The sequence below is a fragment of the Pseudoalteromonas gelatinilytica genome (assembly GCF_001641615.1).
GTDB classification, from domain to species: Bacteria; Pseudomonadota; Gammaproteobacteria; order Enterobacterales; family Alteromonadaceae; genus Pseudoalteromonas; species Pseudoalteromonas gelatinilytica.
Window position 1 is genome coordinate 506,447 of the sequence record NZ_LRRU01000020.1, and the last position, 24,274, is coordinate 530,720.

General features: G+C 40.8%; 21 protein-coding genes. 9 read left to right on the top strand and 12 right to left on the bottom strand.

All coding sequences use genetic code 11. The features are described 5' to 3' along the window. Positions 1–36: 36 nt before the first annotated feature. Positions 37–471 (bottom strand): GNAT family N-acetyltransferase, encoded by a 435-nt coding sequence (locus tag NH153_RS15355; RefSeq protein ID WP_063705410.1) that lies wholly within the window; start codon positions 469–471, stop codon positions 37–39. Between the two features lie 392 nt (positions 472–863). Here NH153_RS15355 and NH153_RS15360 point away from each other — a divergent pair, with 392 nt between their 5' ends. Further along, the gene (locus tag NH153_RS15360) at positions 864–1,283 is read left to right on the top strand and encodes a tetratricopeptide repeat protein (protein ID WP_063705413.1); all 420 of its coding nucleotides are present in this window, start codon (positions 864–866) and stop codon (positions 1,281–1,283) included. Positions 1,284–1,479: 196 nt separating this feature from the next. After that, positions 1,480–1,944, top strand: coding sequence for a tetratricopeptide repeat protein (locus NH153_RS15365; RefSeq protein WP_063705416.1), 465 nt, complete (start codon positions 1,480–1,482; stop codon positions 1,942–1,944). A 61-nt stretch (positions 1,945–2,005) separates the two neighbouring features. Here the strand turns inward: NH153_RS15365 and msrA are convergent, their stop codons facing one another. Next, complete coding sequence (gene msrA / locus NH153_RS15370; RefSeq protein WP_063705419.1) at positions 2,006–3,283, bottom strand: peptide-methionine (S)-S-oxide reductase MsrA; 1,278 nt, start codon at positions 3,281–3,283, stop codon at positions 2,006–2,008. Positions 3,284–3,440: 157 nt separating this feature from the next. Here msrA and NH153_RS15375 point away from each other — a divergent pair, with 157 nt between their 5' ends. From NH153_RS15375 to NH153_RS15395, 5 genes are all read left to right on the top strand, one after another. Continuing rightward, positions 3,441–4,964 carry a leucyl aminopeptidase gene (locus NH153_RS15375; RefSeq protein WP_063705422.1) on the top strand — a complete coding sequence of 508 codons (1,524 nt, stop codon included), beginning with the start codon at positions 3,441–3,443 and terminating at the stop codon, positions 4,962–4,964. A gap of 141 nt (positions 4,965–5,105) precedes the next feature. Continuing rightward, positions 5,106–5,771 carry a 5-oxoprolinase subunit PxpB gene (gene pxpB / locus NH153_RS15380; protein ID WP_063705425.1) on the top strand — a complete coding sequence of 222 codons (666 nt, stop codon included), beginning with the start codon at positions 5,106–5,108 and terminating at the stop codon, positions 5,769–5,771. Then, positions 5,768–6,703 (top strand): 5-oxoprolinase subunit C family protein, encoded by a 936-nt coding sequence (locus tag NH153_RS15385; RefSeq protein WP_063705428.1) that lies wholly within the window; start codon positions 5,768–5,770, stop codon positions 6,701–6,703. Before pxpB ends, NH153_RS15385 begins: the two co-directional genes overlap by 4 nt. A gap of 366 nt (positions 6,704–7,069) precedes the next feature. Further along, positions 7,070–8,737, top strand: a complete 1,668-nt coding sequence (gene asnB, locus NH153_RS15390) for an asparagine synthase B (protein WP_063705432.1) — start codon at positions 7,070–7,072, stop codon at positions 8,735–8,737. A 333-nt stretch (positions 8,738–9,070) separates the two neighbouring features. Beyond that, a complete protein-coding gene (locus tag NH153_RS15395; RefSeq protein WP_063705435.1) occupies positions 9,071–10,645 on the top strand; it encodes a BCCT family transporter in 1,575 nt (524 codons plus the stop codon). A 104-nt stretch (positions 10,646–10,749) separates the two neighbouring features. On the opposite strand, the gene NH153_RS15400 is transcribed toward NH153_RS15395, so the two are convergent. The 6 genes from NH153_RS15400 to trhO all read right to left on the bottom strand — a co-directional run bounded on the left by NH153_RS15400 (position 10,750) and on the right by trhO (position 19,265). After that, entirely contained in the window at positions 10,750–11,457 is a 708-nt protein-coding gene (locus tag NH153_RS15400; RefSeq protein WP_063705438.1) for a 3'-5' exonuclease, read from the bottom strand. Beyond that, positions 11,457–13,355: a DUF294 nucleotidyltransferase-like domain-containing protein gene (locus NH153_RS15405; RefSeq protein ID WP_063705441.1), complete on the bottom strand. Its 1,899-nt coding sequence runs from the start codon at positions 13,353–13,355 to the stop codon at positions 11,457–11,459. Before NH153_RS15405 ends, NH153_RS15400 begins: the two co-directional genes overlap by 1 nt. 83 nt (positions 13,356–13,438) lie before the next feature. Next, positions 13,439–16,516, bottom strand: a complete 3,078-nt coding sequence (locus NH153_RS15410) for an efflux RND transporter permease subunit (protein ID WP_082874083.1) — start codon at positions 16,514–16,516, stop codon at positions 13,439–13,441. A gap of 2 nt (positions 16,517–16,518) precedes the next feature. After that, a complete protein-coding gene (locus NH153_RS15415; protein ID WP_082874084.1) occupies positions 16,519–17,535 on the bottom strand; it encodes an efflux RND transporter periplasmic adaptor subunit in 1,017 nt (338 codons plus the stop codon). A gap of 131 nt (positions 17,536–17,666) precedes the next feature. Continuing rightward, entirely contained in the window at positions 17,667–18,095 is a 429-nt protein-coding gene (locus NH153_RS15420) for a hypothetical protein (protein ID WP_063705447.1), read from the bottom strand. A 162-nt stretch (positions 18,096–18,257) separates the two neighbouring features. After that, positions 18,258–19,265 carry an oxygen-dependent tRNA uridine(34) hydroxylase TrhO gene (trhO, locus tag NH153_RS15425; protein ID WP_063705450.1) on the bottom strand — a complete coding sequence of 336 codons (1,008 nt, stop codon included), beginning with the start codon at positions 19,263–19,265 and terminating at the stop codon, positions 18,258–18,260. 199 nt (positions 19,266–19,464) lie between these two features. On the opposite strand from trhO, the gene NH153_RS15430 reads away from it, so the two are divergent. Together NH153_RS15430 and NH153_RS15435 are read left to right on the top strand one after the other, a co-directional pair. Then, positions 19,465–20,790 carry a DEAD/DEAH box helicase gene (locus NH153_RS15430; protein WP_063706172.1) on the top strand — a complete coding sequence of 442 codons (1,326 nt, stop codon included), beginning with the start codon at positions 19,465–19,467 and terminating at the stop codon, positions 20,788–20,790. Positions 20,791–20,792: 2 nt separating this feature from the next. Beyond that, positions 20,793–21,623, top strand: coding sequence for a CvfB family protein (locus NH153_RS15435; protein ID WP_063705453.1), 831 nt, complete (start codon positions 20,793–20,795; stop codon positions 21,621–21,623). Positions 21,624–21,896: 273 nt separating this feature from the next. Here NH153_RS15435 and NH153_RS15440 read toward each other — a convergent pair whose 3' ends face one another. From NH153_RS15440 to NH153_RS15455, 4 genes are all read right to left on the bottom strand, one after another. Further along, positions 21,897–22,346 (bottom strand): hypothetical protein, encoded by a 450-nt coding sequence (locus tag NH153_RS15440; RefSeq protein WP_063705457.1) that lies wholly within the window; start codon positions 22,344–22,346, stop codon positions 21,897–21,899. Between the two features lie 196 nt (positions 22,347–22,542). Further along, positions 22,543–22,851: a hypothetical protein gene (locus NH153_RS21865; RefSeq protein ID WP_063705461.1), complete on the bottom strand. Its 309-nt coding sequence runs from the start codon at positions 22,849–22,851 to the stop codon at positions 22,543–22,545. A 442-nt stretch (positions 22,852–23,293) separates the two neighbouring features. Next, positions 23,294–23,734, bottom strand: a complete 441-nt coding sequence (locus tag NH153_RS15450) for a hypothetical protein (protein ID WP_063705464.1) — start codon at positions 23,732–23,734, stop codon at positions 23,294–23,296. A gap of 219 nt (positions 23,735–23,953) precedes the next feature. Beyond that, a complete protein-coding gene (locus tag NH153_RS15455) occupies positions 23,954–24,232 on the bottom strand; it encodes a hypothetical protein (RefSeq protein WP_063705466.1) in 279 nt (92 codons plus the stop codon). Positions 24,233–24,274 lie beyond the last annotated feature (42 nt).

Sequence of the window (24,274 nt, forward strand, 5' to 3'; positions counted from 1 at the left end):
ATAACTACCTGATTTTATATAATTTTGAAATTGTTGTTACTTTTCTAGGTCATGGTAAACACTTGGATTCCAAATTTGCATAAACATCTCTGGATTTTCAATTGGTTGAAAACCATATTGCGTGTACAAACCATGCGCATCTCTTGTTGCCAATACCATACGCCTTAAGCCTTGAAGCTCGGGGTGAGAAACTATGCTTTCAACGAGCCACTTGCTCAAACCTTTGCCTCGATGACTCTCTACTATGAATACATCAGCAAGATAGGCAAATGTTGCTTTGTCTGTTATGAGGCGGGCAAAACCTATTTGATAATCATGGCTATCATAGACACCAAAACAAAATGAGTTTGAAATGGCTGTTTCTAGCGTCTGCCTTGGTATTCCTGACGCCCAATAGCTTTTTGAAATAAAACCGTAAATTACTTCAAAATCGAGGTCAGTTTTATCTGTGCTGATTTTATATCCTTGCACCAGAATTCCTTTGTGATGTTAACACCTGTTATTAAAGAGGTTTAGTTTTAACAAAGTTACTAACCGATTGCTACTGTTCAAACATTAAGGCTGTGCCCCTTTAACCTAACTACAATTTTAAACCATAAATTACAGACCCAAATAACATTTCTATGCATTAGTGACAGCATTTAACTTATAAACACTCGTCTAAGTAAATTTCACCTTTAAATAAATAATCAAATTCACTTGCTTGCTCTACACCCTAGTAAACTTCTGAGAATTGAGTAATTACTCTATAGATTAAATTTCTTCATCTATCAGTTTTAATTTAATCGTTTGTTTAGCTTATAGGAATATTTTAAAGTTCACTCGTTGGCAAGAAACACCAACTTATTCAGAGGAAAACTATCATGTTAAAAACACTTGTAACCACTATTGCACTTAGCTCTTTATTAACTTGCTCAGCGATGGCAGTAGCCGATCAAGCTGATTATAAACTGATGGTTATTGAGCAAGCTCAAACTAACGATAATGCAACAAGCCAATACGAAACTGCCTTCAACCGCTGTGCATTAAGCGTTAAAGAAAAGAATTTTTCAGAAGCGGAAAGCCTGTGTACACAAGCAATTTCACTTCTAAGTACAAGTAAAGTACCTGGTTACAAACGTCGCGAATTAACATCGTTTGCACTTAGTAACCGTGGTGTTGCACGCATCATGTCTGAAAACGATACAGCTGCACTTTCTGACTTTTATGAAGCAGTGCAAATTTCAAAAAATGAACTTGTTAATCACAACTTAAGCCGCGCAAAACAAAACTTAGCGCTGTAAAAGTTCCCCCAACCAAATTGTTGTCGAAAGCCCGGTTCTTGTGTGTTCTGACCGGGCTTTTTTTTGCCTGTCATATTCTTATCTATAAAATACTTTTCTTCACCTAACGAGTGCGAATATCTCGTTTGTCAGTTTTATACCCTGTTTTCTAACTTTATAGAGTAAGCATATTGCTTACGCTAACAAGGAGAAAACAATGTTTAAATTAAATTTTAAACCCTGCCTATGGTTAATATTATTTGTTTGTTCAAATTTTGTATTCGCCAACAACAACGACTTTAAACTCATGGTTGTTGACGATAACGCAAGCTCAAAAGCAATTATGCAAGGTAACTTTGCTAATTCTTTAGAGACGATGAACGATGCTAACAACTATATCGTGCCATTTAATCGTTGCGTTGTGAGTGTGAAACTAAAACAGTTTGATAAAGCTGATCAAGATTGCTCACAAGCAATCGCGATGCTAAAAAAGGTCAATGCTCCACATTATAAGCGTAATGAACTGACGTCTTATGCATTAAGTAATAGAGGCATTGCTCGACTAATGGCAAAAAATGATACGGCGGCCATTGCTGATTTTTATGAGGCTGTGCAGCTCAATAATAACGAGCTGGTGTCGTTTAACTTAAATCTCGCTAAACAGGAATTAAAATTGTGGTAATAAGTCATCAGGCTAAAAGAAAACCAGCCATGTCGGCTGGTTTTCTTACATCAATTACCTTTTAAGATTTATCTCTTGGCACAAAATCAAGCACGGTAGCATTAATGCAGTATCGGTCTTTACCTCTTGGCCCTTCACCTGGAAACAAATGCCCTAAGTGAATACCTGAGCTTTTTGATTTAAGCTCAATACGTTGCATGCCATAACTATTATCTTCATGCATAGTTACACTGTCTTTTATCGGATGAGTAAATGAAAGCCAGCCGGTGCCTGAATTAAATCGATCTCGGGTATCAAAAAGTGGCACTCCACTTAACTTATCAATAAAAATCCCATCAGGTGTATTTTTAAAGATATCGTATTGTTTACAAAATGGACTATCTGTTCTGGCATGAAATGCCACTCTAAAGGCTTCACTGTCCCCCAGTTTAAATGCACCTAAGGCTTTGTAAAATTCATCTCTACTAACATAACCTTGTCTCCCATACACTTCTTCGCCATTTTCAATAAATAAGAGTGTGGGTGTCGCCCATGTTGGGGTTTTAATTGTTAAACCATCGAGCTGATCAGCATGTCGAAACGTCATCGGAATTGTTCCCATGTACTCATTCGCGACGTCTTTTTTAAACTTTTCACAATAAGGACAATAGCCTTTAGCATCAATCACCACAATTTGCTTGCCGGCCAATAAGGCTGTGTTATCAACCTGCTGTTTTTTTACTGGCGTGAATACAACGCCCGTTGAATGATCCGGGCAATAACCATTAGGGTTTTTCTTTAAATAATCTTGATGGTAATCCTCTGCAGCATAAAACGCATCAAGTGGTTTTATCACAGTTACAATCTTGCCATACCCTGCTGCCATTAATTTGCTTTGGTATTCACCTTTAAGTTTATTAGCAATCTCGAGTTGCTCGTTATTACTAACCAAAATTGTTGAGCGGTATTGAGTACCAATATCATTACCTTGGCGATTTAGCTGTGTTGGATCATGATTTTCAAAATAATGCTTTAAAAGTGATTGTGTTGTTAACTCGTTACTGTTGTATGTGACTTTAACAACTTCTGCATAATTGTTTTCATCAAAGCGTCGTGAGCTACGTGTTATATTCTTGTAGGTCGCTTTAAATCCATGCCCATCGGCATAACCTGATACAGCATCTAACACGCCATCCAGTGCTTCGTATCGTTTTTCAGCTCCCCAAAAGCAACCAGAGCCAAGCACGATCGATTCAATATGCCCTGTTGCGTTATCTGGCATTGTGTCAGCTTTAATTTGGCTGGTGGTAAAAATGGCACTGCAAGTAAATAGTGTCAGTAACATCGACTTAATTGTCATACTAATTTCCTCTTAAAAGCCTGTATTTAAAGGAGACCGAGCATAAGCATTAATAATTTCAGCTTAAACGCATGCAAACAGCTATTCACCGCTAACAATTTAACTCTTAACCTTATTTACGGTAAAACACAGCTTTTTAACATTGGGATATTAAAAAATGAAAATTGCACACAGCTTGTCTGCTATTGCATTAGGGTTAACACTTGCTACGCAAGTGAATGCCGCAGAGTTCACTTTTGCAAAGTCAATTAAGCCAAACGACTCCACCTTAGTTTTATTTTTAGACACTGAAAGTCAAGTTGCTAACTTTAATTATTTAAAGCCAGAAACCCAAACTCACCTAAATAAGGTCATTGAGTTCAGCGATTTTAAAGCTGGTTATGGCAAAACATTAGAAGTCATCGCTCCTAATGGCAGCGACCACCAGCGCATCTTACTTGTTGGCTTAGGAGAACAGCCAAAACTAGATGCAGCAAAAATGGCAAAACTCGGTGGTAATGTTCACGCAAAATTACAGTCTGCTAAACAAGCAACCGTAAGCCTCGATTTTTCAGAGCTAAAAGACAGCGCAATCAATGCTAAATACGCAGCTGAATTTGCACATGGTGCGAATTTACGTGACCACCGTTTTGAGCAGTACAAAAAAGAACAAGATAGCCATGTTGTAAACTACACTGTCGACGTTGAAAATTTAGACCAAGCAGTCAAAACCCATAAATTACTACAACACATTGAACAAGGCGTATTTTTAGCACGTGATTTAACCTCTGAAGTTGCAACAGAAATGACGCCTGCTGATTTTGCTAAAGCGGCAAAAGAACTTAAAAAGCTGGGTGTTAAAATTACTGTTTTAGAACCTAAGCAAATTAAAAAGCTAGGCATGGGTGCACTTGAAGCAGTTGGCCGTGGTAGCGAAGAAGGTTCACGTTTAGTTGTTGCACATTATCAAGGAAATAAAAACACCCCTATCGCATTAGTAGGTAAAGGTATTACGTTTGATTCAGGTGGCTACAGCCTTAAAACTGGTGCTTCAATTGCCCGCATGAAATCAGACATGGCAGGTGCAGCTGCAGTACTGGGTACAGTTAAAGCAATGGCACTGGCTAAAGCCGACACAAACGTTGTTGCTGTCATGGGCATGGCTGCCAACATGGTATCGCAATTTGCTGTAGCGCCGGGTGATGTTGTAAGAACAGCAGAAGGTTTAAGTGTTGAGATTGTAAATACGGATGCCGAAGGCCGCTTAGTACTGAGTGATGCAATGTGGTATGCCCGCGACAAATTCAAACCAAGTATTATGGTTGATGTTGCAACACTAACGGGTTCTAAGATTGGTGCTGTAGGTAATGACTATGCAGCAGTATTCTCAGCTGATGATACGCTTGTTGAGCAACTAACTGTTGCGGGTAAGCAAGTAAACGAAAACCTTTGGCGTTTACCGCTCGGTTACGAAGATGCATTAAAGTCTGATATTGCTGATCTTAAAAACATCGGTTCACATGGTCCAGGTGCAACCACAGCTGCAAGTTTCCTACAAAACTTTGCTGGTGACACGCGTTGGGTTCACATTGATATTGCTGGTAACGCGCTAAACTCAAAAGCGAAAGATGAACTTGCTGAAGGTGGTACAGGTTACGGCGTACGTTTATTGTCTAATTGGTTATTAAATAACGCAAATTAACCAAGTTAGTCATCGGCCAAGCGGTTATAACCGCTTGGCTATCTTGATTTTTTCTAATTAACGCTAAAGACGCATTTACATCATCAACATCCAGCCTATATGCTAATAAGCATCAAGGGATAATAATAAGATTGATACGCAATGACGACCGATAGAACACCCAAGATTATGGCGCTCACGACACATAGCATCTTTTTTGATGCCTATGAAACAGGCAGCGACACACTAACAACCCAAAAGAAAATATGGGCTTTAGCACAGTACTGTCAAAGCAGTGATGACTTTGTTGATATAGTCCCCGCCAATAATAACTTAACGCTTTACCTTAAAGAGCCCGCCCAACTTGCTGGCTGGCTGCCACGGTTACTAGATCAATGGCATGAACTTAAAGCCAGTGACTTCAATTCGCGTCATCATAAACTCGCGACACGTTATGGTGGTGAATATGGACCAGATATCGCTCATGTAGCTAAACATCATAATCTGTCTGTCGATGAAGTTGCTCAAATGCACAGTAGTGCCAAATACCATGTGTTGTTTCTTGGTTTCAAGCCCGGCTTTGCTTATTTAGACGGACTAAACCCACAATTATTTACCCCTCGTCATGCTGAACCAAGGCTCTCGGTTCCAAAAGGGTCTGTTGCTATTGGCGGCGAACAAACCGGCATTTACCCAGAAAGCTCTCCTGGTGGCTGGCAAATTATTGGTCATACAGATTTTCGCCTATTTGATATTAATGCAGCCTCGCCCTGTGCGATAGAACCCGGTGATACTTTGGAGTTTGTTATTCAGGAGGTGTTAAAATGATCACCATCATCAAACCTGGCATGCAAATGTCTATACAAGATCAAGGCCGTACTGGTTCTCGCCATTTAGGTATTGGTCATTCTGGTTGCATTGACCCTTACGCGCAGATTATTACAAACCGTTTAGTCGGCAATGATGATAACAACCCCGTTATTGAAATTACTTTAGGGCTTGCTGAAATTCAGTTCGATAACGATTACTACATCGCACTGCACGGCACAGATATGAAAGCCACCGTGAACGGCAATGCTGTTGAGCCTGGTTGGAGCTTCTACATCAAAAAAGGCGATGTACTAAAACTCAATGCTGCGCGCCATGGTTTTCGAAGTTACCTTGCTATTGGCGGGGACTGGCATTTACCAGACCCAATATTGAATTCTTACTCAACTGATATTTCAGCGGGATTTGGTGGCTTGACTGGTCAAGCTTTACAAGCTGGCGATAGTTTTGAGGTTACCCCTAAGTACAATACTAAAGTTGGCTTAGGCGCTATGCTACCGCCAAAGAGTACGCAAATACGTATTCATGCGGGACCTCATGCAGCACTGTTACCAAAAGACACTATCGTTAACTTTATTAATCATTCATGGCATGTATCGCCAAATAGTAACCGCATGGGCACAAGGCTATTAAGTGATGAATGCGACATTCGTCACACTGTTTCATTACCCTCTATGGCCGTTGCGCCGGGCTGTATTCAATTACCGCCAAATGGTGAACCCATCGTGTTATTAAATGATGCGCAAACGACAGGTGGTTACCCATTACTAGGCACAGTGATCGAAGCAGATCTTCGTCATTTTGCACAATTAAAACCTGGAGACTTCTTGCACTTTAAGTTTGTCACACTTAAAGAGGCCCATGCAGCACAAGAAAAGCTCACTGCGCACTTAAATCAACTAGCGATAGCACTAAACTATATTAACAAGTAAGCCTAAATACTTTTTAAAAATAGCGAGCAAAGAAAACCTTTGCTCGCGTTGCCTTCACCACTTGTCTATACATTTAAATAATAAAAAATTCACATAACCCTTTGCACCAAACTTGTGCAGTGTTGATAGTAATAATAGCCTTTGTTACGGGTTCTATATCAACCTATTTGTGTAAATCAAGCATTTAAACTGCTCATGCTTTAAACAATTACCCCATACTGGTGCAAAGCCGCCGCTTAAGGTGCATATTTTATTCTTAATTAATTAAAAAACCTGTGTGACTTAGGTAATTATTTCTGTTAAAACAAACATTCGCAGTTATATAAATTCTGTTAACTGCGCACATATTTGGAATGAGGAGTCACTATGTGTTCAATTTTTGGGGTATTAGATATTAAATCTGATCCCGTCCAATTGCGAAGTCAAGCAATTGAGATGTCAAAACTTTTAAGACACCGCGGGCCAGATTGGTCAGGGGTATATTCATCAGATAAAGCTATTTTAGTGCACGAACGTCTAGCGATTGTTGGCGTATCAAGTGGTGCACAACCTTTGTACAACCCAGAGCGTACAAATATTCTTGCGGTTAACGGTGAAATTTATAACCACAAAGAGTTAGCAGCTAACTTAGAAACAGATTTTACTTTCCAAACTCAGTCTGACTGTGAAGTTATCTTAGCTTTATACAAGCAAAAAGGCCCAGAGTTTTTAGACGATTTAAATGGTATTTTCGCTTTTTGTTTATACGACGAAGAGCAAGATGCCTACTTAATTGGTCGTGACCATATCGGTATTATTCCGCTTTATACGGGTCACGATGAACACGGTAACTTTTATGTTGCCTCAGAATTAAAAGCATTATCGCCAATTTGTAAACATATTGAAGAATTCCCGCCGGGTCATTTCTTATGGAGCAAAGATGGTCAACTTCGTAAGTACTACAGCCGTGATTGGCAAAGCTTTGATGCGGTTAAAGACAACGAAGCTAAAGCAAGCGATGTAAAAGAAGGCCTAGAGGCAGCTGTTAAACGTCAATTAATGTGTGACGTTCCATACGGTGTTCTATTATCTGGTGGTTTAGATTCATCTGTTATTTCAGCTATCACACAGCGTTTTGCTGCAAAACGTATCGAAGACAATGACGAGTCAGATGCGTGGTGGCCAAAACTGCATTCATTCTCTGTGGGGCTTGAAGGGTCGCCAGATTTAGCAGCTGCACAAAAAGTAGCTGATATGATTGGCACGGTTCACCACCCTATTCACTTTACTATTCAAGAAGGCATTGATGCCCTTCGTGAAGTGATTTACCACATCGAAACCTACGATGTAACAACCATTCGTGCCTCAACGCCTATGTATTTAATGGCACGTCAGATCAAAGCCATGGGTATTAAAATGGTGTTGTCGGGTGAAGGTGCTGATGAATTGTTTGGTGGTTACCTTTATTTCCATAAAGCGCCAAATGCACAAGAGTTCCATGAAGAGCTTAACCGTAAAGTGTCTAAGCTACATATGTTTGACTGTTTACGTGCCAATAAATCAATGGCAGCTTGGGGCGTGGAAGCACGTGTACCATTCTTAGATAAAGAATTTGTAGACGTAGCAATGCGAATCAACCCTGAAGCGAAAATGTGTAAAGACGGTAAAATCGAAAAGCACATTATTCGTGAAGCATTCGACGGCTATCTACCAGAAGAAGTGCTATGGCGTCAAAAAGAGCAGTTCTCTGATGGCGTAGGCTATAACTGGATTGATACGTTGAAAGAGTACGTGAGCGAGCAAGTAAGCGATCAAGACCTTGCTAATGCTAAGTACAAATACCCGATCAATACGCCAGATTCTAAAGAAGCGTATTTCTATCGTAGTATTTTCGAAGAACACTTCCCTGGCGATGCAGCAGCTAAATGTGTTCCGCACGGCAAATCGGTTGCTTGTTCAACACCTGAAGCACTGGCTTGGGATGAGTCATTCCAGAACAATGCTGACCCTTCAGGTCGTGCTGCAGGCGTTCATAACGACGCCTATAAGAAGTAATGTTTTTGTGCTGCAAATCTTGTGTTTGCAGCACTTTCCTCTGAATTAAAATAATTTGATTTGAAATAATACTTTAATCAAATAATTATTCCCACTTGTAAAATCGTTCACAAATCCGTCAAAAACACATAAAAATGGCTTTTATTCGCCTATTTAGTGCTTAAACCATTTACATTTATTTTCGAACTCCTACACTAAAGACTAATATTTGGTACAAATTTATTTCGTCTACGAACTATTTTTAGTGTTCATACGTATAACTTGCAATGAAATAAATAGGTAGCAACCGGCCGTTTAGCTCTCTGCTAAACATAATCACAACAAGAGGTATTCATGAGCGAACATCATGACAAGTACAGTATCGACAATACCGACTACACTGTCGGTCAGGACAATGTACAAAAATGGGGTTTTGATGTGCACAACCCTGTCTTTGGCATCAGTGCGGGTTTAATCGCCCTATTTTTAGTGGCAACACTCATTTCAGATGCTGAAACAGCAAAAACAACCCTAAATGGCATTAAGAATGACATTATTAATAACTTTGATGGCTTTTTTATGTGGTCAGCAAACTTATTCGTATTGTTTTGCCTTGCGTTGATTGTTTCACCCTACGGTAATATTCGCTTAGGTGGCAATGACGCAAGACCATCTCATTCTCGAATTTCATGGCTAGCCATGCTCTTTGCTGCGGGCATGGGTATTGGCTTAATGTTTTGGGGCGTCGCAGAACCTGTGGCCTACTTTACAGGCTGGTACGAAACACCACTCGGCGTTGAAGCTAACACCCCTGAAGCCGCCAAACTTGCAATGGGTGCAACCATGTTCCACTGGGGTCTTCACCCTTGGGCAATTTACGCCGTTGTTTCACTGTCATTGGCATTCTTTTGCTATAACAAAGGCTTGCCGTTATCTATTCGTTCGATTTTTTACCCTATTTTAGGTGACAGAGCTTGGGGTTGGCCGGGTCATATCATCGATATTTTAGCGGTACTTGCTACGTTATTTGGCCTTGCAACATCACTTGGCTTAGGTGCGCAGCAAGCGGCTGCAGGTATTAATCATGTATTTGGTACTGATGCAGGAATTGGCTTACAAATTGGTGTTATCACTGGGGTAACGTTACTTGCGGTGATCTCAGTTGTTCGCGGTATTGACGGCGGTGTAAAATTACTGAGCAACGTTAATATGGTCATTGCCTTTGTCTTGTTAGTGTTTGTTGGTGTTGTCGGTTTTGCCGCGGCATTTGGTAATATCCCGAATACAGTAATGGGTTATGTTGAAAACATCATTCCATTGAGTAACCCGCATGGTCGAGAAGATGAAACATGGATGCACGGATGGACCGTATTCTACTGGGCTTGGTGGATTTCATGGTCACCATTTGTTGGTATGTTCATTGCGCGCGTATCTGAGGGCCGAACAATTCGCGAGTTCTTAATTGCCGTATTGCTTATTCCTACTATCGTTACCATCTTTTGGATGTCAATTTACGGTGGTATCGCCATTGAGCAAGTTATTGATAAAGTGGGTGTGCTAGGTGAGAAAGGCTTAACTGATGTACCTCTTGCTATGTTCCAAATGTTTGAAGCCCTGCCAATGTCGCAAGTGCTTTCGTTCATTGCAATTGTGCTAGTACTCGTGTTCTTTATCACGTCATCTGACTCAGGTTCATTAGTAATCGACTCAATTACCGCTGGCGGTAAAGTGGATGCGCCAGTGCCACAACGTATTTTCTGGGCAACAATCGAGGGCGCTATTGCAGCTGCACTTGTTTGGATTGGTGGCACTCAAGCTATCGAAGCTTTACAAGCCGGTGCAGTATCTACGGGCTTACCGTTTACCTTTGTATTGTTATTAATGTGCGTGAGTTTAATTCTTGGTTTGAGAACAGAGCCAAGAAACTAATCACAAAACTTTAAATAACAAAAAACGCCGCACTGCGGCGTTTTTTATTATTTAAGCTTTACCAACTATTTTTAAATACCCGACTAAAGTCAGTGCTACTCACGTTATATAAGTAACTCACCTAATGGTGTATCAGAGCGATAATGGTAGGCAAGCTGTGCTTGTAATAGCTCTGCGGTGGCTATGGCATCATTAAGCGCATTATGATTTTGATAGGCCGGCAATGAATACCGAATACGCGAGTCAGCTAATCGTACTGAGTCGAGCTTAGAATTAAATAACCGTCCTAGTATGCCTTGCTTTGCTTTAAGCGCTCGCGTTTCAAGGTCTAGCGTGTCTATAACTGCAAACTCAAGTCCTTCCCCTAAACGTGCTTGCAACGCTTGATATAAGAAGTGCCGTTCAATAGGTGCAAAATGAACCACAATCACTTTGCCATTTAATGCAGATAATAAAGGCTCCATGATAGAAGAAAAATCTGGAGCTTCACTCACTTCTGAGTGAGTTATACCATGAATAACAATCGACTCTTCAGCGAGCTTTTGCCGTGGTTGAACAATCCAATGCTTGCTGTATTTGCAAAAAATTCGCTTTGAATTAAAAGGCACTAATCCCACACTGACAATATCGTCACCATCAAAATTTAGACCAGTCGTCTCAAAATCTAGCGCGACCATAGGAACGTCGCTGATAGGCATGCTTAAATCATTGATGGCTGAAGAATAAAACTCTTGGATTAATGGCTGTTTACTTACCTTTAGTTGCTGCTGGTAGCGGCTTGGCCAATCAAGTTTAGCGCCTTGCTTTGCCATTATTTCATCCCTGAGTTAGCTGAGTATCTGAATTTAAGGAAATTCTGTGCTTTATCTAAAATCGCAAATGCCTCTTTAAGATTGCGCTGCTCAAAGGGTGATAGTAAATGAGGCTCAAGATCGTTATCAGGCGCTTCATCAAGTTTTTCAATTTGCCATGCTTGGTGCCTAATTCTTACCATCGCAATGTACTCTAGCGCATCACGTAAATCCTGCGCTTTACCCTCAGGAAGTAATTTGGCATCAATAATATCTTCTAGTCGCTCAAATGAATTCTGTTTACGGCTACCGATAGCTAATGCATGCACACGTATTACATCAGACAAAGGCGCTGTGCCACGGCGTTTTAAGTTCATAGAACGCTTGTGTTGCCCATTATGCTCTAACACAAAGTCTTTAAAGAAACCTAGAGGCGGTGTTCTGTTGCGCGCATTCGAAGCAAGGTTAGCCAAGAAACGTTTATTCTTACGCCCTTCTGTTGCGATAAAACGCTTAAGTTCATCAGCCCATTTGTTTTTACCGTACACACCGTCTAAATCAAAAAAGATCGAGCTGTGTAATAAAGCCTGCGGTTTAGGTTCGGCCATCCAATCTGCAAATTGTTCTTGCCACTGCTCGCGAGTTAAACGCCATTTTTTGAATGACGCCATAATTTCACCTTCACAGTACTTATAGCCACACTCAGCTAAACCATCGCAAACAAAGTCAGCCAAGTTTTGAAAGTATTCGTCGTGTAATTCTTCGTTAAAACCATTATCGAGGATAATAGCGTTATCTTGGTCGGTAACAATTAACTGTTCATCACGAGCCATAGAGCCTAAAGCAATAAAACAGTATGGCACCGGTGGCGGACCAAACTTTTCTTCGGCTAAATCAAGTAAGCGTTGTTTAAATGTACGGCCTATAACGGCCATGGCCGTACCTATCATGTGGGAGTTAGCATCCTCGTTCACCATGCGTACAAACACATTAGGTAACTGCCTTGCATAGTGAGCTAAATCTTCAACCGACTGCTGCGCTAAAATACCCCGCACTAGCAATAAACTGCTTTGTGATTCGTAGCGTAAGATATCTGATTGCGAAATAACACCGATAGGCTTTTTCTTCACAACAACTGGCAGGTGGTGAATATTGTCTCTGAGCATTGCAAGTACTGCTTCAAACACATAGGCATTGCTATCAAGCAAAACTAAATCGGTTTGCATAATTTGCGCTGCTGGGGCTTCATAGCTTAAGCCATTTGCAATCACACTGGTACGTAAATCACGGTCGGTAATGATGCCAACTACTTGGCCGTCATCATCATCAGGATCATCACTGATCGGTTTATCTGCATCAGTGACTAATACTGATGAAACTGACTCTTGCGTCATCAACTGTGCAACCATTTGCACAGACGCATCTTTTGCTACAGTAACAACATCGCGATGAAGAAGTGACTTGACCTTAGCGGTTGTTAAATCGTTGCTGTCTGCTTGCTCTACAACAGCTTGATGAAGCCTAACATTACCATCGGCTTCAAAAAAATCAGCAAACACGTCGTATTCATCGCAATATTGGTTAAACAACTCAACGTTAATGCAATAAACTAAGGTATCTTCAAGCGCCTTTGCCGGGAAGCGCACTTTGCGATTCATCAGCAAACCCATCTGCCCGAATATCCCCCCTACTGTTAAGCGGTTGTATAACTCACCATCACGGCGATACATTTCTACAGCGCCGGTGCGTATAACGTATAAATCAGCGATATCTTCGCCGTAATTTAATATTTGTGTACCCACACGAAAATAAGAGATTTCGACTTGTGAGGCGAGTTTATTGACGGCCTCTTCAGGAAGATCATCAAACGGTGCATGATCAGAAAGAAATTGGGCAATATCGACATGTTCGGCTTGCATACGCGTACCTAGTTCATAGCATTTGTATTAATTGTGAGGGTAATTGGCTATTTTTTCAAAGAAAAATAGCCAATTCAATAGGATTAAGCCTTTTCTAACTCTTCGGCCAGAAGTTTCGACTCATCACCTCTTGGTTTAGTAAAGCGAGCTAAACCAAGGTATATGACAGGCGTTAGATACAGGGTAAATAACACCGCAAGTGCTAAACCGCCAAATACCACCCAACCAATCGCGTTACGAGCCTCAGCCCCCGCGCCGGTAGATAAAATAAGTGGTAATGCTCCTAGTAAGGTTGAAACCAGTGTCATCGCGATTGGGCGAAGGCGAACCAATGCTGCCTCTTCTACCGCAGCTCTAACCGATCGGCCTTGATCACGTAATTGGTCGGCAAACTCCACCAGCAATATGGCATTTTTAGCAATGAGACCAATCAGCATCACTAAACCTATTTGCGAGTAAATGTTTAATGATGTACCCGTTAGATAAAGCGCCAAAATCGCTGATGTAATACCAAACGGTACGGTGATCATCACAACAATTGCACTATTTACACTTTCAAATTGCGCTGCCAAAACCAGTAGTACAATTAAAAAGGCCAATACATAGGTTACTAATACTTCATTAGCGGTTTCTTCAAAAGTTAATGCCTCACCTTTAAACGCTAAGCTGATGCCAGCAGGCAGAGATTGCTCTGAAATATCACGGATTTTTGTTACAAGCTCAGCAATGGTAACGCCTTCTGGCATTTCCATACTTAGTTCAATAGCACGGCGCTGCGCATGACGCTCAAGCTCAGCGGCAACACCTTCTTCAGTAATCGTTGCCACACTACTCAGTGGCACTAACTGACTATTACGGCCACCAACATACAAATTAGCTAAGTCACTTGGGTTTGTGATTGTTTGGTTTTGTGCTTGCAACATAATTGGGATTGATTGGTCACCAATGTTTAAATCGGCGATATCATCACCATTGATTGCTGCGCGTAGTGTCACAGAGATATCACTGAGCGATACACCAAGCTCTTCAGCACGACGCCTATCAATATTAACCCGTAATTGTGGCTGTGACGGCTGATATGAAATACGCACAGGCGCCACTTCTGGCACTGCTTTTTCAATTTCAGCAGAGAACTCTTGCGCGGCTTTAAATATCTCGAGGTAATCTTGCCCTAATAAAGCAAGCTCAATACCACCGCCTTGACCACGTAAGTTCAAACTATTTGAGCCACCTGGGTAACCAGCCGCACCAGGAATATTCCCTAAAGGTTCACGTATTTTATTGATAATTTCTTGCTGACTAAAATGACGTTCGTCCCAATGTTTTAGTGGCACAGTGATAAATACAATATTTGGATCCCATTGCCCAACCACAGTGTAAATAGACTCAATATCACCACTTTCAACATAAGGCAGTAAGATATCTTCCATTTGCACCGCTTGCCTGTCCATAAAGTTCAGGCCAACACCATCAGGACCTCGGGCAAAAATACGGATTTTACCGCGATCTTCTGATGGTAATAACTCGTTATCTAGGTTGAAATAAAGTGCCCCAGAGCCTGCTGCAACCAACAAACATGCAAAAAAGGTAAGCCATGCATGCTCAAGCACCCCATGTATTGTGCGCTTATAAACGGCGGCTAAACCATGGCCAACTTTCGCGAATGGATGAAAACCACCCTGCTTTAATTTCAATTTTGAAGTCAACGCAGGGACCAAAGACAGTGCTACAAAGCTTGAGATGATCACAGCGCCAGCTAATACACCACCAAACTCTCTAAATAGGCGTCCTGCTGTTGAAGGTAAAAAAGCAATAGGCACAAACACCGCAGCCAATACGGCGGTTGTTGCCACAACAGCAAAGAATACTTCACGCGTACCAACCACTGCAGCTGCACGGCGGCCAAGACCTAAGCCCCGCTGACGTTGTATATTTTCACTAACCACAATGGCATCATCAACAATTAGGCCGGTTGCTAACACTAATGCAAGCAAAGTAAGAATATTAATTGAGAAACCAAGCGCCCAAATAAGTGCTAAAGAGCCAATTAATGCAACAGGTATTGCAAATGCAGGAACCAGGGTTGCGCGCCATGAGCCAATAAACACCCACAGTGTTATCACCACTAACAGCACGGTTAGCAACAAGGAATTAATGACTTCATCAACTGAACTTCTGATAAACTGCGCATCATCAGAGGTGAGAGTAAATTCCATTTCAGGAAAACGGACTCGCATGCGCTCGATTAAAGTGAGCACTTCATCAGAAATTTCGATGGTATTCGATTGCGCCTGACGAATAATTTCCATGCCAATGACAGGTGTGCCATTAAGCCTTACGAACGAACGCGGATCAGCTGGGCCAAAGTAAACAGCTGCAACATCGCCAATACGGGTATCGTCGCGAACGATGATATCGGCTACTTGTTCAGCAGAAATTGACGTTGCATCAGCACGAACGATGACTTGTTGATCACTTGATTTTAAACTACCTGCAGGCACATCAAAGGGAGCCTGACGAAGTACGTTGGCAATATCTGGTACGGTAAGGTTAAAGCTGCTCAGCTTAAGTGGGTCGATACGCACTCTAAGCACCCGTTCACGGTCACCATTTAAGCGAACATCGGCAACTCCAGGAATAGTTAAAAACTGCGGGGCTAAGTCAACATCAACACGCTCTGTTAGTGCCTCAAGGGATAAGCTATCACTTGATACCGTTAACGATACTACCGCTTCGGCATCGTTATCGGCTTTGATAATTGATACCCGTTCAACTTCTTCGGGTAGTTCACGCTGTACACGGGCTACTGATTCGCGTGTTTCGTTCGCAGCATCATCTAAATTAACACCGGGGCGAAACTCAACCACGATACGAGCGTTGTTTTCTTCACTTTGCGCACGAATCGACTTTACACCACTTACCCTCGCAACCGCCCCTTCGAGCTTACTAGTCACTTCGGTATCTACGGTCTCCGGTGAACCACCCGGAAAAGACGCTGATACGGTAATACGTGGCCTATCAACATCAGGAAGCTCACGTACTTCAACCCCTGCTATTGCAGCAATACCGGCAATAATAATGAGTAAGTTAAGTACCACAATTAAAACAGGGCGACGTATCGCCATTGATGGTAAGTCTTCCATCATAGGTTGCTGTTTCATCATTACTCCTTGGCTAGCTGCACTTCATTGATGAAATTAAGCTCTTGATTAGGTCTTAGGCGCTGAACGCCTTCTGTCACCAATAAGTCACCTTCGTTTAAGCCACCAGAGACTAGTAAACGCCCTGCTAGACGCTGCTCAATTTTTACATCAACACGAGTTGCTTTTTTATCGACACTCTTCCATACGTAAGGGCCTGCAGCACCCCACATCATGGCAGCTTCGGGTACGACCGCAAACTCTTCACCCAGAATATTTATGTGCACACGAAAACTCATACCCGGCATAAATTGCTGGCCATTATTATCAAGTTTGGCTTTTGTTCTAAGTGTGCGGGTTTGGGCATTGATACGCGAATCAAGCTCTGCCACCTTAGCCGTATACCCTTTATCGCCTAACCAAGGCACCACTTCGACCGAGGATTTTTGTTTAAGCACTGATATAGCGGCCTCTGGGGCATTAAAATTGATATAAAGTTCAGAAATATCATCGATAGTGGCAATGGCTGTTTGGGTTGTGATCCTGTCGCCTACTTCGACGTCAGTTAAACCCATAACACCACTAAAAGGAGCACGAACTTCGCGGTCTTCACGCTCTGTTTGGGCTTGCATTAACTGGACTTTTGCAAGCTCATAAAGCGTTTTCGCATCATCTAAATCACTTTGTGGCACCGCACCACGGGCGTGACTTTCTTCAAGCCTTTTCATGGTGCGCTCAGCATCTTTTAATGTAATTTCGGCTTCGATCAACGCTGCTTTTTGTCTACGTGAATCAAGCTCTAATAGTAAGTCACCTTTGGCAACGTTATCGCCTGGTTTAAAGTAAACAGCGGTGACTCTGTCACCAACGGCTGGGTAAAGTGTGACTGAGTGGATCGCTTCAGCGTTACCCACTGCTTTTATCTGTTGTTTAGACTTTTCAACAGACACTGATTCTACAACTACATTAGCCGCCTCAGCGACGGAAACACAACTAATACAGGCAATTAAAGTCCATGTATGTAACTTGCCAATTGTCAAAATTTCACCTAAATAAGAATCGTTTTAATTGTTACGAAGTGTAACAGCTTTGTGATCAATAAAAAGATGACTTCGTTTAATAAACAATTAGCCAAGGTGAAATAAATGCATACATCGCCTTTGTTTTCAAATTAAGAACGACAATGTGATGAATCGACCCCTTTTAAGTGTGCTTCGCTTGCAATGGTAACCTCTACACACCCTGAGTTAATATCAACTTGTTCCTTTTGAATTAGCGTAAAACTCCCTTCTTGCTCTGAACGTAATGAATATTCAAAGGCATCGTTGCTTCCCTCTGCAATTGCAGTAAAAATCCCGCCGACCAGTGCTCCAGCAAGGGCGCCTGCAATCATCTCTTCGTGGTTGCCATCTAATTCATCAACAAAACCTATCGCAGAGCCTGCTGCTATACCCGTTTTAACATTCGATGATAATTTAACGGGTTTTACTGATGTTACCTTTGCATAAAAGCGTTTGATCATCACATTTTGGTCGGCTCTATCTACCCCTTGTGTCGCGCAGCCACCTAAAAATAATAAACCTAGCAGTAATTTATTCATTCTATTCTCATCCCATCAGTATAAAAGCTTAAGTTAGATACTATTCCTAACATCAGTTAGAGACTGTTTAAGATGTGTAAAAAACTGTATGTAGCAAAAACGGACAGACATAAAAAAACCCCAGACTATGCTGGGGTTTCTATCAATTTATAAAGCTAACATTTACTGTTGGCGCTGTGCTTCTTTTTGCGCTTTTTTAGCTTCTTTACGCTTACGAAGAACTTCTTGCGCTTCGTTGCCGATGTGACCTTCGCCACGCGCTTGTGCTAATTCGATTTGCTTTTGACGCTCAGCAAAACGTGCACGTTGCTCTTCTGTTAGGCTGTCGTGACAGTGATGACACGAAACACCTTCCATGTATTCTGGCTTTTGCTTTTCTTCTTCAGTGATAGGCATACGACACGCATGACATTGGTCGTAAGAACCTTTTTGTAAGTCGTGATTTACCGCAACACGGTTATCAAATACAAAACACTCACCTTCCCACATGGTTTCTTCTTTTGGTACTTCTTCTAAGTACTTAAGAATACCGCCTTCAAGGTGGAATACTTCGTCAAAGCCTTGCTCTTTCATGTACGCAGTTGATTTTTCACAGCGAATACCACCAGTACAGAACATCGCTACTTTTTTGTGCTTTGCTGGGTCTAGGTTTTCTTTCGCCCAGGCAGGGAATTCGCGGAATGTCTTCGTGTTTGGATCAACGGCATTTTGGAAAGTACCGATCTCGATTTCGTAATCGTTACGCGTATCGATAAGAATCACTTCAGGATCTGAAATTAACGCATTCCAATCAGCTGGTTTTACGTATGTACCCACTACTTCACGTGGGTCGATACCTTCAACACCCATAGTTACGATTTCTTTTTTCAGTTTTACCTTAGTACGGTAGAACGGGCATTCATCATCGTATGACTCTTTAGACACAATGTTGTCTAGGTTTGGTTGTGCATCTAACCATGCAAGTAGGTTATCGATACCTTCACGTTTAGCAGAAACAGTACCGTTAATACCTTCAGCCGCAAGTAACAAAGTACCGCGTACTTCATTGTCTTCCATCACTTTAAGTAATGGTTGGCGAATCGCTTCAAAATTAGGAAGGGCTACAAATTTGTAAAGTGCGCAAACAACAAAGTGCTCGCTAGTTACATTGTCTTTATGAACAGCAGTCATGGTTTTACCTTTTGCTTTAAATACCCATGTGGGGCGTTAACCGAATCGCAAATCCGGCGCATTGAGGGCGCGTATTTTACGCGAATTAGCGATAATTGCAAAAACTGATGCGAAATAGCTGTGTTTTTACTGTCTCCTAGTGAGGCAAGTGCGTTATAATGAACAAGATTTACAAATTTTGCTCATCGGAGATTACGCATTGCATTTTACTGAACTTGGGATTGATACACGCCTCGAAAAACAACTTGCGCATCAAGGCATCACCCAGCCCACTGACATTCAAGCTCACGCGGTACCAACAGCTATCGCAGGCCATGATATTTTTGCACAGTCAAAAACAGGATCGGGCAAAACGCTGGCGTTTTTATTACCTGCTGTACAGCGTGTAATGAAACAAAAAGCACTCAGTAAACGCGACCCTCGCGTTTTGATCGTTGCGCCTACCCGCGAATTAGCAACCCAAGTATACAGCCAATTAAGACTTTTAATTGCAGGCACCAACATTAGTGCAGTAAAAATACTGGGTGGTGAAAACTTTAACGATCAAATCAAAGCACTTCGTAAAGACCCGCACTTTGTAGTAGGCACACCGGGGCGTATTGCTGATCACTTAAGTCAACGCTCGTTACAACTTTCAGGCTTAGAGCTATTAATTTTTGACGAAGCGGACCGTATTTTAGATTTAGGTTTTACCGATCAAGTTAAAATGATCAACGAGCTTGCTGATCACCGTTTACGCCAAACGTTATTGTTTTCAGCAACCCTTGACCATGCCCAAGTTGATGCTTTGTCGCGTAACTTATTACGTTCACCAAAACAAATACTGTTAAGTGCCTCTAACGAGCAGCATAGTGACATTACCCAGCAGCTTTATTTAGCTGATCATCTAGATCACAAAGAAGCGCTACTAGAGCACTTTGTAAAACAAGACAATGTTGGCCAATGCATTATTTTCACTGCAACACGTGCCGATACTCAGCGTTTAAGCCAATTATTATCTGATAAAGGCCTAAAAGCACAAGCACTTGCGGGTGACTTAACACAGGCTAAGCGCCTTGAAATTATGGATGCCTTTAGCCGTGAAAACTTTAAAATTTTAATCACCACTGATGTTGCATCACGTGGTCTTGATTTATTAAGCGTGACCCACGTAATTAACTTTGACCTGCCAAAACATGCTGAAGAATATGTGCACCGTATTGGTCGTACTGGTCGCGCAGGCTTTAAAGGAACTGCTATTTCGTTAGTGGGCCCGAAAGATTGGCCTAGCTATAAAGCAATTAAAGCATTTTTAAATGATGAATTAAGCTTTTTCACCGTTGACGGCCTTGTTGGTAAATTTAAAGGTCTGCGTGAGAAAAAACCAAACACTGTTTGGAATAAAGCAGAGAAAAAAGTGGCTGCAAAACCTGCTAAACCAAAACGCAAAGCAGCCCCTAAAAAGCCTAAAGCCCCTATTCAAGCACCAATTGATGTAGATGGTTTTGCTCCAATGCGCCGTAAGAAAAAGCCAGAACAGGAATAACAATGAGTATTTTAGGAACCACACAAACCCTTTTCGTTAACGAAATATCTAACGAAGGTGCTTATTTAGACGGCCGTGATTTAGGCGAAGTATTCTTACCAAGCAAAGAAATTGATTACGAACTAGAAGCTGGCGACAGCGTGCAAGTATTCATTTACTTAGATCACGCAGGTCACCCAACCGGCACCACAAAAAAACCTTTAGCTGAAGTGGGCGAATATGCCCTACTTCGTGTTAAAGCAATCAACAGCACTGGTGCGTTTATGGATTGGGGCCTCGAAAAAGACGTACTAGCGCCATACAACGAACAAAAGCCAAAAATGAAAGACGGCTTTTCGTATCTTGTACGTTTATACCTCGATAACGCCAGCCAACGTATTTGTGCATCGAGCAACTTTAATAAGTTTTTATCAAAAGATGAACCAACTTACTCAGTAATGGAAGAAGTTGACTTAATCGTTGCCGGTAAAACAGACCTTGGCTACAAAGTACTCGTGAACGAAGCCCACATTGGCGTTGTTTACTACAACACCGTATTTAAAAAGCTATTTGTTGGCCAGCGCTTAAAAGGCTTTATTCAAAAAGTACGTGAAGACGGCAAAATCGACGTATTACTTGAAAAGCCAGGTATGGGCAAAGTGAACGACTTAGGCGAAAAAATATTAGCTAAATTAAAAGCCGAAGGCGGCGTACTTCACCTAGGTGATAAGTCAGACCCAGAAGCAATTAAAAAAACTTTCTCAACCAGTAAAGCAAACTACAAAAAAGCCATTGGCGGTTTGTTTAAGCAAGGTTTAATCGAGATTGAAGCAACGTCGATTAGATTGAAGTAAGTTGCGAGTTGCGAGTTGCGAGTTGCGAGTTGCGAGTTGCGAGTTGCGAGTTGCGAGTTGCGAGTTGCGAGTTGCGAGTTGCGAGTTGCGAGTTGCGAGTTGCGAGTTGCGAGTTGCGAGTTGCGAGTTAACAAGATAATGAATTATCTGAAAGAGTAAAGTGAAAGCTTTACTCTTTTTTTAGTTTCAATAACTATGTAATTTACGTTTGAGTTAATTAAATTTAATAGTAAACCTAAATTAATCTGAACATACAAGGTTTTATACTCGCTGTTAAATGCATCCTTGTGGTGTTGTTGGCCATATAGGCTGATCGTTATCGCTATACAAAACACCAAAATTAATGTTTGTGAGGTTATTAAAATGAAATTGAAGTTCTAGCCATTCTTTTTCAAACGTTACAGATACAAACGAGCCATAATCATCAACAGAAGGTTCAGAGTCTAGTTCGGTCTTAATAATTGATAAAACTTCGGCCATTGGCTTACCTATAAGTTGATAACCAAACAAAGCTGCACTTTTATTGTAAACTTCGATCCAGCCAAGACGATTATCATTGTCAATTTCAAAAGTCAGCTCTATTAAAAGCTGGTTAAACTGCAATCGCTTATTTTCTGAATCGGTGAAAAATATCTTATCAGGTACACCTAACGCAGAAACAGCTTGCGTCTCTGTAAGACCAAATTGAATTGTGTCGATTCCATGACCTAGTTTGATTTCCATTAATTAAATCCTTTACTTAAGAGATTATAATGGTTTATATACTTCAATAAGAGCATAAACTACACATAAATGCTTACAACATTCTCTTTGAACTAACTCTATTTGTAATTTCTATCCCCAATTTAAAAAACATTTTGACTGTTCTTTCTTAGCGTCAGAATAGTAAGCGTATAGGTTGAGTGATTTAATAAGCGTTTTAATTTCGTTCTGGACAATGCCATACCAAACAGTGCCATAGGCTCCCTGTGACAGTAAACTGGATCATTAACATTCTAGATTCTTTGTAATCCGGAGCTTTAACATAATTGAAAACTAATTGAGAATAAATTTTTTCACCGAAGTACATTAACTTATCTATCGGTGCATTGGCGTTAGCTAACTTTACGATTAGCGAGTGCCACTGGCCTTCTGAATATTGCTTAAGCCCTTTTCTCCATTGTAAGAATTCATTCTCTAGAAACAAATCGTGAATGTAGTTTGTTAGCTCTTCTTCAAATTTTTCCATAGCTTATTTTGTACTGTCTGTTAAAGGCTACTATTAGGTATTAATATTTACACAAAGTGTTTGTCGATAAAGCTATACCTGTTTAATTTCTACTTTATAATTAATTGATAGTTATTTATTTCTACCAACAAACGCTAAAATCCAATCATGTTCTTCATCAGTTGATGTTTCTTTATTAACGAACTCTGATATTTCAGCTTTCATTGCTTCAAATTCACTAATCCCCTCTTTTATGTTTGATAACTGAGTTGTATGAAAGAAGCAATCGTAAACCCCACTTGTTAAGGTGTATGGTGCATTAACACTATCTTTTTCAAAAGTTAGGCGAGCACCTTTTGAATGCTCCTCGTCTTTAATTATTTAACCACTTTCAGACCTATCGTTCCTATGGTTTCTCCGTTATCGATTTCACTCCACATATCATACCTTGTAGTTTAGAAAATCAGCTTCGGGTAATAACAATATCGCATTTATAACCACCCATTTCGCTTTCTAAATTATCACTATTATATAAAGTGTATTTACCGGGAACTGTGAAAAGAATCTCATTAAAACCATCAGCTTCCCAGCGAAAACCCATGGTTTCGGGGGTTAAGCTGACTAAACTTGTAGCTTTAAGCTGAGAAGTAGACATTAAACTTTTCATTTCTTTTGGAGCACTATCAACAACCAAAAATAACCATGTGCTATCAGGTTCACGATAAATAGCTAGCTCTTTAAATGAGTTCTCACCAAACATAATAGAGACGCTACCGTTTACGCTAATTTCATTAGGGCTACACTTAAAATGCTTTGGTGAATAAGCCCAAACAGTTTCAGGCGATTCATTTCCTTGTATAGCTAAACAAGTAAATGAAACTAATAAAAATAGATAGTTACTCAAAATAATCCTTAGCAACAGATAATTAGCTTAAGCTAGAAATAAAATAGAAAGCTCAAGGTAAAGCTGATGCTCTTCATCAATTGCAACTTATTGTTCATAAACACTTAAAGGTACATAGCTTTTTATACCAAAAGAGTCACTAATAACAAACACATAATAATAAGTAATATCTCAATCAAACAAAGAGTTAATTCAAGTCCACCGCTATACATTTGCTTCTTATACATATTGGAATTGATGGGCAACATACAAAATAACAGCTGCGGTTAGCCAGCACAATAAAGCCAGTCCTAGGTTTTTAAAAGCCTCTTTTTTATGTGAAATCGCAATTGAATTGAAGAAGTTATTAGTTAGAAATAAAAACGGGAAACAACTAACGAACAATGGATGAGAACAATTTTCTAATGATTTTCTAAATTCAGAGACTGAATTGACAGAAAAAATTACAAACCCAATAAGCAGTGGGATTACTAAAATTGCGAGTACAAATTTTTCCATGTCCTAATATTTTCCTTACGAATAACCTTGAAGCAATTTTAT

Bases quoted from the DNA above. Each gene is read 5' to 3' on its own strand.
- NH153_RS15360 (WP_063705413.1), top strand. From the start codon at position 864: ATGTTAAAAACACTTGTAACCACTATTGCACTTAGCTCTTTATTAACT.
- NH153_RS15365 (WP_063705416.1), top strand. From the start codon at position 1,480: ATGTTTAAATTAAATTTTAAACCCTGCCTATGGTTAATATTATTTGTT.
- msrA (WP_063705419.1), bottom strand. From the start codon at position 3,283: ATGACAATTAAGTCGATGTTACTGACACTATTTACTTGCAGTGCCATT.
- NH153_RS15375 (WP_063705422.1), top strand. From the start codon at position 3,441: ATGAAAATTGCACACAGCTTGTCTGCTATTGCATTAGGGTTAACACTT.
- pxpB (WP_063705425.1), top strand. From the start codon at position 5,106: ATGACGACCGATAGAACACCCAAGATTATGGCGCTCACGACACATAGC.
- NH153_RS15385 (WP_063705428.1), top strand. From the start codon at position 5,768: ATGATCACCATCATCAAACCTGGCATGCAAATGTCTATACAAGATCAA.
- asnB (WP_063705432.1), top strand. From the start codon at position 7,070: ATGTGTTCAATTTTTGGGGTATTAGATATTAAATCTGATCCCGTCCAA.
- NH153_RS15395 (WP_063705435.1), top strand. From the start codon at position 9,071: ATGAGCGAACATCATGACAAGTACAGTATCGACAATACCGACTACACT.
- NH153_RS15400 (WP_063705438.1), bottom strand. From the start codon at position 11,457: ATGGCAAAGCAAGGCGCTAAACTTGATTGGCCAAGCCGCTACCAGCAG.
- NH153_RS15405 (WP_063705441.1), bottom strand. From the start codon at position 13,355: ATGCAAGCCGAACATGTCGATATTGCCCAATTTCTTTCTGATCATGCA.
- NH153_RS15410 (WP_082874083.1), bottom strand. From the start codon at position 16,516: ATGAAACAGCAACCTATGATGGAAGACTTACCATCAATGGCGATACGT.
- NH153_RS15420 (WP_063705447.1), bottom strand. From the start codon at position 18,095: ATGAATAAATTACTGCTAGGTTTATTATTTTTAGGTGGCTGCGCGACA.
- trhO (WP_063705450.1), bottom strand. From the start codon at position 19,265: ATGACTGCTGTTCATAAAGACAATGTAACTAGCGAGCACTTTGTTGTT.
- NH153_RS15435 (WP_063705453.1), top strand. From the start codon at position 20,793: ATGAGTATTTTAGGAACCACACAAACCCTTTTCGTTAACGAAATATCT.
- NH153_RS15440 (WP_063705457.1), bottom strand. From the start codon at position 22,346: ATGGAAATCAAACTAGGTCATGGAATCGACACAATTCAATTTGGTCTT.
- NH153_RS21865 (WP_063705461.1), bottom strand. From the start codon at position 22,851: ATGGAAAAATTTGAAGAAGAGCTAACAAACTACATTCACGATTTGTTT.
- NH153_RS15455 (WP_063705466.1), bottom strand. From the start codon at position 24,232: ATGGAAAAATTTGTACTCGCAATTTTAGTAATCCCACTGCTTATTGGG.